The organism is Wolbachia endosymbiont of Chironomus riparius (assembly GCF_918315375.1).
On sequence record NZ_OU906733.1, the window covers coordinates 305257 to 316533 of the forward strand.

Consider the following 11277-nt stretch of genomic DNA (forward strand, 5'->3'; position numbering starts at 1 on the left):
TGTGATATTGTTTTTGATGGATCATGTATGGAGTTTCTTAAACAAAAACAACAAGAAGCGGAATGTAATAGAGACCTTGATACGAAAACTTGTCACCCATCTATTTATTTACAGTATTACTCTGATGCAATTAATGCTATGGAAAAATATTGCAGTCAAGATACCGATGGTAAATTTAGAATAGAGCCGTATTACCTATGTATAAATGATGCTCTTGATGAGATACAAACCAACTTAAATCAAATCAAAGAGACTTTTGATAAAAGGAGAAACGTTAATACCAATGACATTACGCATGGTTATTTAGTAAAGAAAGCTAAGTTAAATGAAGAAATAGATTTTTCTATTTGTAGTGATTTACCCGAATTAACTTTAGAAGGTTGTATAGCTGGGCCTTCAATCACTGAAGCAAACTCTAAAATTTAACTTTCTTGAGGCTAGGAGGTTTTTTTGGAAAAAATTTGTTTAAAATAATTTAAGGAAAGAAAAAAATATTTATTGTATAATTTTTCAATTTTCGTCCATCGCTAATTATTATGTCTAAATTTCCAACTTTAGTAGTATTTTTTTTCCTGGCCATATCATTAAGTTAACAGCAAGTGAGTGTTATTATCATCCCAAAAGATACAGAGATAAAAGAGTAACGGAGTTATTACGAGATGGAAGAGTAATAAATATTCTTTCCATGAGAGATTTTTTGCTTGAGAAGGATAGGAAAGCAGATTTTGATGGAGATGTTTATTTAGTAAATCTAGATAATGGTCTAAAAGGTGTATTTAAAATGTTCAACCCGATGATTTTGGAAATACTCAAGCTGAGGTGCAGCTTATCAAGCCTCATTATACTTAGGTTTTCCTTACATTCCTCCAACAGTAATACGTACAATTAATGGTATGAGAGGATCGTTATAGCTATTCACTGAGACAAAAGATGATTTATTGATACCTGAAGAGTATGATAGGGTATTGAAAGAAGTCAGTATTGATGATCTAGCAAATTTGAAAATTTTTTATTTTGTATTTTGTCAATGGGATTTCGGTCCTCACAACTTGTTAGGTTTTAAGGATCAAGAAAAAACTTATATGATTGCAATTGATAATGCTGGAATTCGTAATCATCAATATGTAAAGCATGGTGATTTACCATTTGTTAGAGTTTTATATAGTGACAAACTTAGCACAGATGATTTTCATTTGGACTTTCCTTTTTCTAAAGTAGAAACCAAAAATAAACCAATCGTTGATAACTTCAAAAAGAAATTTGGAAGCAAATTACCTGATTCGTTCTATAAATCATTTTAACCTTGTGGTGACTTTTTGCGTTATGTAATGTATAAAAATAGCTTGTGGAGGCAGTGCCATGCTTTTGATGAATCTTTCATAAAATCATATTCTAGGTATTTACCTGAAGAAATAAAAAATGCTCTAAAAAAGCTTGATTTAAAAACTTTAAAGGAAATTTTTCTGTTGCAGAAGGATCGGATTTTTTAACAGACGCTTACCTAAAGGCTATTTTAGAACGACGTGATCAAGTTATAAATAATAGCGTGTAAAATTTTAGAAATGAAGATTAAAAGACAGTAATTCAGATAATAAATGTATTATAAGAGAGAACTAATTTGTTGAGTCAAGGGTAATAGGACACCTATTTTTCTCATTTAAAAACAAAGGTTATCCATGAATCCTGTTTAAGAATTCACTTTAAAAAACAAACGAAATTTGAAAATCTTAATCCCTTTAAAAGGCGTTTATTTCTTTAAGTCACCTATTTTTTAATCACCACAACGACTAAGCTTGTTACTCTACTTACTTTATGAAAATCATTTGGTTATCTTTATAGTTTTTCAATCTCCAAATTCTTAATCAATGAGCTTCAAAGCTTGAATGTAAACATTCTGTGGAATATTTACATTTCCTATAGAATGGAGTCTTTTTTTACCTTTTTTCTGTTTCTCTAAAAGCTTCATCCTTCGTGTCACATCTCCCCATAAAGTTTAGCTGTTACATCTTTTCTATATGGAGCAATTGTTTCTCTGGCAATTATTTTGCCACCAACAGCTGATTGAATTGCTATTTTATATTGTTGACGTGGTATCAAATCTTTTAAACGTGTACATATTTCACGACCCCTTTTTTCTGCTCTACTTTTATGTACTATACAAGCTAAAGCATCTACTGATTCCCCATTAATCAAAAAGCTCAATTTATCTATCTGACTTTCACGATAATCGGAAACTTCCCAATCTAAACTTGCGTATCCTTTAGAGAGGGATTTTAATCGATCATAAAAATCAAACACAACTTCAGAAAGAGGTAGTTTGTATTTTAGAAGTGCTGTTGTTGTATGACCAACGTATGATAAATCTTCCTGTTCACCTCTTCTCTCTTCACATAAAGAAATAACCTCCCCTAAATATTGATCCGGAACCATTATAGTTGCACTAATCCATGGCTCTTTCACTACTTCTATTTTAGTTGGATCCGGCATATCGCTAGGATTGTGAATGTTTAAAATTTGGCCGTTTCGTGTGGTAATTCTATATATAACGCTTGGTGCAGTTGCTGTAAGATCTAAATTAAATTCTCGTTCAAGCCTTTCTTGTACCACCTCAAGATGTAACATTCCTAGGAAACCACAACGAAATCCATAACCAAGTGCATTTGAAGTTTCAGCCTCAAAGGTAAAACTAGAATCATTTAAGTGAAGTTTTTCTAGCGCTTCTCTTAAATATTTAAAATCATCTGTTTTGTGCGGAAAAATACTACAAAAAACAACAGGATGTGTTTCTTTAAAACCTGGTAATACTTCACTGCAAGGCCTTTTTTCTTCGGTGATAGTGTCACCGATTCTACAATCTGCAACTTCTCTCATTGAAGCGGTAATAAAGCCAACTTCTCCAGCAGAAAGTTTCTCTGTCATAACTTTTTTAGGAGTAAAAATACCTATATTTTCCACTTGATATGTAGCATTATTAGACATCATAACAATTCTCATGCCTTTTTTTAGTAACCCATTTTTAATTCGTACTAAAATCACTACTCCTAGGTAAGTATCATACCAACTATCAACCAAAATTGCTTGCAATGGAGACTCTGCATTACCTTGTGGTGCTGGAAGTTTGTTTACTATAGCTTCTAATACATTTCTTATTCCAAGACCAGTTTTGGCTGATATCAAAACTGCCTCGCTTGCGTCAATACCAATTACCTCTTCAATTTGAAGTTTAACTTTTTCTGGATCTGAAGCAGGTAGATCTATTTTATTAAGTACAACGACTATTTCATGATTGTTATCAATGGCTTTATATACATTTGCAAGGGTTTGCGCTTCAACGCCTTGACTGCTATCAACTACTAAAAGCGAACCCTCACATGCAGCTAAACTCCGACTTACTTCATAAGAAAAATCAACATGTCCTGGGGTATCCATAAGATTTAAGCAATAATGATTACCATCATTAGCTACATAGTTTAGTCTTACAGTTTGTGCTTTTATTGTGATACCACGTTCACGCTCTATTTCCATGGAATCAAGTATCTGATTTACCATTTCTCTTGCCTCAAGACCATTGCATTCCTCTATTAAACGGTCAGCAAGTGTTGATTTACCATGGTCTATATGTGCTACTATTGCAAAATTTCTTATGTTCTTCATTGATAATAATTGTATTTAAAGTTATAAAGTACTAACTCTACGATATCAATCATTTCACAAGTGGTAAAGTAATACCACGCTGATTCATATATTTTCCTTTCATATCATCATATGATTTTTCACATTCGCCTTCACCACTTAAGAAAATAAATTGGCATGCCCCTTCATTTGCATAAATTTTTGCAGGAAGGGGTGTAGTATTTGAAAACTCTAGAGTAACGTGACCTTCCCATCCAGGTTCCAATGGTGTAACATTTACTATAATTCCACATCTTGCATAAGTCGATTTGCCAACACAGATAACTAAAATATTTCTTGGTATACGAAAATATTCAACTGTACTTGCAAGCATAAAACTATTCGGTGGAATAATACATACATCAGTTTCTTTATCTATGAAACTATTTTCAGAAAAATTCTTAGGATCTACTATGGCTGAATTCACATTGGTAAAAATCTTGAATTTATTATTCACCCTTGCATCATATCCATAAGATGATAGACCAAAAGATATCACACCTTTACTGTTTTTATTGCCAACAAAAGGTTCTATCATTCCTAATTTTTCAGCTTTTTCTCTTATCCATTTATCAGGCATAACTGCCATAAGTATCCTTTTAAGCTATTAAATATAGTAATGATATTATATAAAATCTAAATGTAAACTAGGAGTTACACAAAAAACTCAATTTTAATTGAGATATATTTGTTTTTTTAGAGATTTTATGCATTGAGATTAATAGAAATTTGATGTAGGAAATGATCAAAAATATAATAAAAGTATTACAATAAAAGTTATGTCAACTATTATACTTATATCGTACAATGTAATATGTCAAATATGAGTTATACTATAGTAAGTGAAAAATTAAAAACAACCTTAACTAAGTCAAAAATAGTGGAGATGATCAATCAAGAAATAGGGTTACCAAAAGAAGGCGTTTCTTTAATAATAGATGATATAATGGATGAAATAAAATCTTCTTTAATGAAACAAGGGAAAGTAAAGATATCATCTTTTGGAACATTTATAGTAAAGAAAAAAAAAGAAAGACCTGGAAATATTCCTCATACATCGAAAAGGTGATGATAAAAGCAAAAAAATCAATTTCTTTTAGACCTTCAAGGAGTATAAAAAAATTAATAAATAGTAATAAAATTGATGAGTAGAGAAAAATTGCTTCATTCTATTGGAGAAGTAGCTGAAAAACTTAACTTGCAGCAACACGTTTTAAGATTTTGGGAGAGTAAATTTCATCAGATTAAGCCTATAAAATGTAAAGGAAGGAGGCTATATGATCATAAATGCATAGAAACTATAAAAAAAATAAAACATATGCTGTATGATAAAGGATATACAATAAAAGGTGTACAAAAAGAATTTCGTAGTGATATAAAAATCAATCTTAATAATGATCATTTTGAGGGCTTGCTCAAAGAAATGATAGATCTTAGAAACTATTTAACTGAGAAAATGAATGATGAACAAAATAATAACCGTTCATAATAAGTTGTATTCCTGTAGACAGTAAGGTCTCAGTTTACAACGGTCAAATTATCACTATCCTATAATTAACTGTTTATTGATCTTATACGATATGAGTACTAAAAACCTTTTCACAAAAGCTATTGCTGTTTTTTTAGCTTTCTCGCTAATCTTTGTGGGAATTAGCAGTATTTTATCAGATAGTGATAAAGAGGAAATTATAGCTAAAGTTGGAAAGGAGATTATATCATTAAACGAATATAAATCTTTATATCAAAATTATATAAATAATACCAGTTCTGGAGAAGTACAAAAAAAATTGAAGTATGATTTACTAAATGCGCTAATAGAACAAAAACTATTGCTTAATGTAACAAGGGATTTAGGGTTGGAGATTGGTGAAGAGTCAATTAAAGATCATATTAAAAACACAAAATACTTTCAAAGCGATAAGGGTGAGTTTGATAAGGAAAGGTTTAATGAAATGTTGAAAGGCCTTCACATGACAGAAAAGCAATATGTATCAAAATTAAAAAAAACATTACCAGCAATAATGTTTATGAATTCTCTTTTTAAAGATGATTATCCAATAACTTTTGGTGAAAAAATTGATGATCAAATATACAAAAATCGTTATCAGACTAGAGTAGTTGATATCATAAAAATAACTAAGGATGCAGTTACAGGTATACCCGAAGCGGATAACCAATCCTTGCTTGATTTATATGAAAAGAATCAATCTAATTTTCATTATCCCGAATATCGAACTGCACAATATATATATTTAGACTCAAAATATTTTGCAGGACAGATCGAGGTTCTTGATGAAGAGATTGATAAAATAATTGAACAGAAAGCTCTTATGGATCAAATAGATATATTTAACTTGATATTTTCTACAAAAGAAGAAGCTGAAAAGATAAAAAAAGCACTTATGGAAAATACAGTAAGCTTTGAACAAGTAATATCAGGTAAAAAACTTGAAGAAATTAAGATCAATAACATAAGTAAAGATTTTCTACCAAAAGGCATGAAAGAAGAAGTATTTAACTTAAAGGAAGGCGAAATTAGTGAAGTTTTAGCAAGTAATTTTGGTTGGCACCTAATTAGAGTAGAGAGTATACATAAAATTTTAGATAGTGATTTAAGGAAATTAAGAGATGATGTTAAATCGCTATTAATTAATCAAAAAATTTTTGAAAGAGCTAGTGATTTTATAAATCAAGCAAATTATAAGATATATAATGGTATGGATATTGAAGAAATATCAAAAGAATACAATTTGCCAATACAGAATATAGGCCCAGTAAATTCTCATGGAAAAGACAAAGATGACAATAAGATAAAAGATTCTGATGATCTTGTTTCTCTAATGTTTTCTTGGAAAAAAGAGCAAAAAAGTTATTTTAAGAGCATCAATAACTCTATTGTAAGTGTAAAAGTCATTGATATTATTCCTTCTAAATTACAAAGTTTCGAGGAAAGTAAGTTATCAGTATTAGAAGTTTGGCGTGATAAGTTTATAGCAAAAAAAATGCTTGAGATTGGAAATAACATTGCGGAACAATTAAAAGATACTCAAAATATAGAGAAACCTAAAGGTGTAGAGTTAATTGCACAACAAAAAATACATCGAAGTGCAATTGATCAACAAGATTACCCTTTTTCTTTTATTGAGGAAGTTTTTAATTTCAAAACAATTGGTGAAGTAACAACTCCCATTGAACATAATAGCGAGGTTATTATCGGAACATTAAAAGAGATGTATTCATCTGATGGAAAGTTAAATAACCTTGAAATAGGAAAGCGTACTATGATTGCTCTAAAGGAACAGTTAATTCAGTACTTGGAGTCAAAATATAAAGTAGAAATAAACCATTATATCATTGATGATATCTAAAATAAATACGATTATAAATTTAGATCTTTTAAGGTTAGAGTTTAATTTTTAATTTATTGGAAAATAAGATATAAATCTTAATCTGAAGCTTTTTCTTGTCTTCAACTCAACAAATTCTGCTTATACCATTTACACAAAAAAGAGTATCATTTATACTATATTATACATTTAAAAGATAGTAATTTAGATTTCTAAACTACTATCTTTTAGTGTAATATTCAGCACCAGAAAATAAGTTATAAAAAGTCTAGAAAATGACTTGTACAGGTCCTTGTGCCTCAGTATGACGCATATTGCATACCCTCGTAAGTTCATTTTTTGGCTGTACTGCAATACTAGAAACTTGAGAACGTACTTGAATATTAGAAGCTTGATTCATTAAGCTTATTTGGCGGCTACTAGAAGCTCTAGTCATTACATTTTGAGAAAGTCGTAAATGATTCGAAGTTATCAATTTATCTTTTTTTTTGCATGTGTTTTTTCTATATCACGTTCTTTTTCTCTTGTTATCTCATTATCTTGAGTTTCTTTTACAGTTTTTCTTCTAATCAAATATTGATCGTTTCTATTACTACAATTTTTACTAAAATCTCCAAGAAACTCTGCAAATGTACCATGTTTTTTGATAACAGGTGGGGGTAAATAAGTTTCTTGATGGCACTCTTCAGGAATATCTTTTTGGTAGATATCATCTATGTCTTTAATCAGATCACCACAGATGTTAGGAATAATTTTTGTGTATCTATCTTTTAGGGTATCAGTAAACTTACGCAACTCTTTACGTGACTCTTCAACGCGAGATAATTTCTGACCATATAGGTTGTTATAATGTACATTAAATTCATGAGTGTCGTTAATAATTTTATCCAGTTCCTTTTTTCTCTTTTTTATATTACTAATATCTATTGTATTAATAGTCTTATCTTTTTCGAGTTTATCTTTTAGCTTCCAATATTCTTGGCGTAATTTGATCCGTTCCTGATCCTTTGTTGGAATATTCTTCTCATAATTATCAATTTTTTCTTTTATCAGTTGTAGAGTTTTTTCTTTTCTTTCCTGTTTAGCTAATTCCTCTATTTCACTTCTGCTAGCAACTGTTAATGATTCATACATATTATCCAAAAGATGTTTAGGTATTGTGTCTGTACTATGACTATAATAATTTTTTATCGACATAAATACATCATTAAGGTCCTTAGCTTCAAGAATTACTTAATATTTTTTATCATTCCTTATACTCCTAGATGACCAAGAACAAGTCCGTATTCCTTCCTGATAGTCAATTTTGTCTCTTGATATTAGCATTTCTGATGAGTTATTATATAATTCTAGCGCAGCAGATTGACTTATTTTTGGATTGTTTTCATAAATTTCATTTACTATTAATTGTGATGCATAACTTACAGTGTGAACTAGAGCATAATTCATTTCATTTGCTTGTGTAATACTAAAAATTTCAGTATAAAGAAGCATAGACACGTCCTCTTTATTGGCGTTGTCAAAAATTCTTCTTAACTGCAGACCACTTAGTCTAAATAAGGGCCGACCAAGATCTGAAACAAAACCATCATCTTGAATACTTTCTTTTATTTTACTTACCATTTTTTCTTGAGTTAGCAATTTTTCTTTGTAGCACGCCATTATCTTATTTGCTACACTCGAATTAGTTACTACTATTAAATCATTATTATATTTCTCTCCTAGTGCAATCTCATAATGTGTTTCTATATCTCTTCCTGTAGGCTTTTTCATTGTTCCGAGAATATCAAAATCAATATATATTGCACCTATGTCTTGCCCCGTGATCTGATCAGAAAGCGCAAGAGCAATTACTCTAAAAGTGTCGATTTCAACTGGAAAACAGGTTCTCTTCTTATCACTCATATTATAGAAATCTCGATAATATTCCTTTATATTAATATCTTCCGAATCTATTTTCCATCCTGCGTCTATTTTACTCCAGTCATAATCGTGTAAGTTTATCACGTCTACTTTTGATATGTGCTGTTTCTGCAGGTATTGATTTATCTCTTCTATTTGAGCATTCTCAAATCCAGGGCCATTCAAAACTAAGTATATTTTTCTTTCATCATCTTTTTCACATAGCTTCACATACTTCTTAATTATATTCAGATTTTCTTGTGATACAGTTGCTCCCTTTACTTTTGGGACCCATGTTAATATTATTGGTGCCTCATTTGATAGTTTAGACACTCTACCTTCTACTATAAAGCTTTATTATCAATCTATTAAAATAATGCATGAATAAATCGATAAGTAAAATAAAAATTTTAATGAAAGATCTGGTATAATTTATAAAAATAATATAAAAAACAAAATTAAACCGGGCTGAAAGGTAGCTAAATGATTTTTAAAAATCAAGTAAATTAGCAAACTTAATCATGATAGTAATGTGAAAAAAAGATTGCTTTGACAAATAAATGCCTTTTAAAGCGATTAAGATTTTTAACTTGCGTTTGTTTTTTAATTTTGTTCAAGAGGGTATTTATATTTTCTGTATAGAAAACCTTTATCTTAAAATAAGGAAAATAAGTGTTTTCTTACTTCAAGAATCAATTTTAAAAGTAAGGTTTTTATTTTTTCTCATTGATTCCCTTGGAAGTTGAATATTGAAAATTTACAGGAGAGTTATAAATTACTCTGTATATATCGTGGCAAGCCATAGCACTTTCAGCAAAGCCATTTAATATCAATTTCAATTTACCTGGGTATGTTGCTATATCACCAATTGCGTATATTTTATTTCGATTAGTTCTAAGTGTTGTAGGATCGACGATTATGCGGTTATGTTGTAAATGTATACCCCAGTCTTTTATTGGACCAAGGTTCATTGCTAAACCAAAAAATGGTAATAGAAAATTAGTAGGTATTTCTTTTTCTTCTTTGTTAATAATATGTTTCACTATAACGGAATTTAATTTTTCATTATCCCCCACCACATTACTTAACTGATATGGAACTATCAATTCTATTTTTTCAGAATGTACTAATTGTTCTAGTTTGTTTCTAGTTTCTGGAGCGCAACGAAACTCCTTTCTTCTGTGTATAACATAGATTTTTTTTGCAACTTTAGAAAGCTCTATCGTCCAATCAGCTGCAGAATCACCACCTCCTGCAATCACTATAGTTTTGTCTTTAAAATGAGAGATTTTACTTATATTATAAAATACTGATTTATTTTCATATTCTATTATACCGTTTATAGGAGGACGATTAGGTTCGAATATTCCATTACCTGTTGCAATGATAACAGCCTTACATTTTATCTCTGCTCCTGTAGTAGTGATTAAAATGAAACCTCCATCCTTATCATCCAAAATTTTTTCCACTTTTTGATTGAAATGATAAGTTGGGTTAAATGGTGAAGCTTGTACTATAAGTTTTTCAATTAATTTTTGAGCTGTGATAACAGGATAACCTGGAATATCGTATATTGGTTTTTCTGGATAAAGGGTAATACACTGACCTCCAGCCTGAGGTAAAGTATCTATTATGTTGCATTTCATGTCTAGCATTCCTGCCTGAAAAGCAGTAAATATTCCTATAGGTCCCGCACCTATTACTACTATATCTGTTTTCATATTATTAAGATTTACTGATAAGGTATAATTTAAGATTTTTCAAAGCTTTTTTTACTGCTGTTTTTAATCTTGTTTAAATAAAATATGGCCAAAATCATCCATGTTTTCAAGCACTTTACCACTTCCTAGAGCGACGCAGCATAATGGATGTTCTGCAACACGTATTGGCAATTTTGTTACTTCATTAATAACTTTGTCTAAATTGCACAATAGCCCACCACCACCAGATAATACAATTCCTTTGTCGACGATATCAGAAGAAAGCTCGGGAGGAGTGCTTTCTAAAGCCATCTTAATTGCAGAAATAATCTGATTAACCGAGTCCTCTAAACTTTTCGTAACTTCATGCTCAGATAACAGCATTTCTTTTGGCATACCACTTACTAAATCTCTGCCTTTAATGATCATGGTTTTCTTATTACTTTCTTCCGAAATTTGAGCTGAGCCTATGCTTTTCTTAATCTTTTCAGCCGTTGTCTCACCTATTAGCAATTTGTGATTTTCACGAATATATGATTTTATTGCTTCATCCATAACGTCACCTCCTACTCTCGCAGAACGTGAATACACAATTCCTCCCAAAGAAATAATTGCAACTTCAGTTGTACCGCCTCCTATGTCAACAATCATAGACC

The 11277-nt window shown here is 30.4% G+C and carries 10 protein-coding genes and 1 pseudogene; 5 read left to right on the forward strand and 6 right to left on the reverse strand.

What is annotated here, in order from left to right; translation table 11 throughout:
* The first annotated feature begins 27 nt into the window (after positions 1-27).
* Complete coding sequence (locus NL275_RS01545; protein WP_253299772.1) at positions 28-426, forward strand: hypothetical protein; 399 nt, start codon at positions 28-30, stop codon at positions 424-426.
* A 512-nt stretch (positions 427-938) separates the two neighbouring features.
* Complete coding sequence (locus tag NL275_RS01550) at positions 939-1301, forward strand: hypothetical protein (protein WP_253299773.1); 363 nt, start codon at positions 939-941, stop codon at positions 1299-1301.
* A gap of 557 nt (positions 1302-1858) precedes the next feature.
* Here NL275_RS01550 and lepA read toward each other — a convergent pair.
* Together lepA and dcd are read right to left on the reverse strand one after the other, a co-directional pair.
* Positions 1859-3654 (reverse strand): annotated as a pseudogene (gene lepA / locus NL275_RS01555) (translation elongation factor 4).
* A 49-nt stretch (positions 3655-3703) separates the two neighbouring features.
* Entirely contained in the window at positions 3704-4261 is a 558-nt protein-coding gene (gene dcd / locus NL275_RS01560; protein WP_253299774.1) for a dCTP deaminase, read from the reverse strand.
* Between the two features lie 234 nt (positions 4262-4495).
* On the opposite strand from dcd, the gene NL275_RS01565 reads away from it, so the two are divergent.
* The 3 genes from NL275_RS01565 to NL275_RS01575 all read left to right on the forward strand — a co-directional run bounded on the left by NL275_RS01565 (position 4496) and on the right by NL275_RS01575 (position 7040).
* Positions 4496-4741, forward strand: a complete 246-nt coding sequence (locus NL275_RS01565) for an HU family DNA-binding protein (protein WP_253299775.1) — start codon at positions 4496-4498, stop codon at positions 4739-4741.
* Between the two features lie 75 nt (positions 4742-4816).
* Positions 4817-5161, forward strand: a complete 345-nt coding sequence (locus tag NL275_RS01570; RefSeq protein ID WP_253299776.1) for a MerR family transcriptional regulator — start codon at positions 4817-4819, stop codon at positions 5159-5161.
* 91 nt (positions 5162-5252) lie between these two features.
* Complete coding sequence (locus NL275_RS01575; RefSeq protein ID WP_253299777.1) at positions 5253-7040, forward strand: SurA N-terminal domain-containing protein; 1788 nt, start codon at positions 5253-5255, stop codon at positions 7038-7040.
* A 450-nt stretch (positions 7041-7490) separates the two neighbouring features.
* Here NL275_RS01575 and NL275_RS01580 read toward each other — a convergent pair whose 3' ends face one another.
* From NL275_RS01580 to NL275_RS01595, 4 genes are all read right to left on the reverse strand, one after another.
* Positions 7491-8216, reverse strand: coding sequence for a coiled-coil domain-containing protein 22 (locus NL275_RS01580; RefSeq protein ID WP_253299778.1), 726 nt, complete (start codon positions 8214-8216; stop codon positions 7491-7493).
* A 36-nt stretch (positions 8217-8252) separates the two neighbouring features.
* On the reverse strand, positions 8253-9254 hold the full coding sequence (locus tag NL275_RS01585; protein WP_253299779.1) for a hypothetical protein: 1002 nt from the start codon (positions 9252-9254) through the stop codon (positions 8253-8255).
* A gap of 380 nt (positions 9255-9634) precedes the next feature.
* Positions 9635-10642 carry an NAD(P)/FAD-dependent oxidoreductase gene (locus tag NL275_RS01590; RefSeq protein ID WP_253299780.1) on the reverse strand — a complete coding sequence of 336 codons (1008 nt, stop codon included), beginning with the start codon at positions 10640-10642 and terminating at the stop codon, positions 9635-9637.
* Positions 10643-10705: 63 nt separating this feature from the next.
* Positions 10706-11277: rod shape-determining protein (locus tag NL275_RS01595; RefSeq protein ID WP_253299781.1), on the reverse strand; the 572-nt coding region annotated here is incomplete at its 5' end.

Bases quoted from the DNA above. Each gene is read 5' to 3' on its own strand.
- dcd (WP_253299774.1), bottom strand. From the start codon at position 4,261: ATGGCAGTTATGCCTGATAAATGGATAAGAGAAAAAGCTGAAAAATTA.
- NL275_RS01545 (WP_253299772.1), top strand. From the start codon at position 28: ATGGAGTTTCTTAAACAAAAACAACAAGAAGCGGAATGTAATAGAGAC.
- NL275_RS01590 (WP_253299780.1), bottom strand. From the start codon at position 10,642: ATGAAAACAGATATAGTAGTAATAGGTGCGGGACCTATAGGAATATTT.
- NL275_RS01570 (WP_253299776.1), top strand. From the start codon at position 4,817: ATGAGTAGAGAAAAATTGCTTCATTCTATTGGAGAAGTAGCTGAAAAA.
- NL275_RS01575 (WP_253299777.1), top strand. From the start codon at position 5,253: ATGAGTACTAAAAACCTTTTCACAAAAGCTATTGCTGTTTTTTTAGCT.
- NL275_RS01565 (WP_253299775.1), top strand. From the start codon at position 4,496: ATGAGTTATACTATAGTAAGTGAAAAATTAAAAACAACCTTAACTAAG.
- NL275_RS01580 (WP_253299778.1), bottom strand. From the start codon at position 8,216: ATGTCGATAAAAAATTATTATAGTCATAGTACAGACACAATACCTAAA.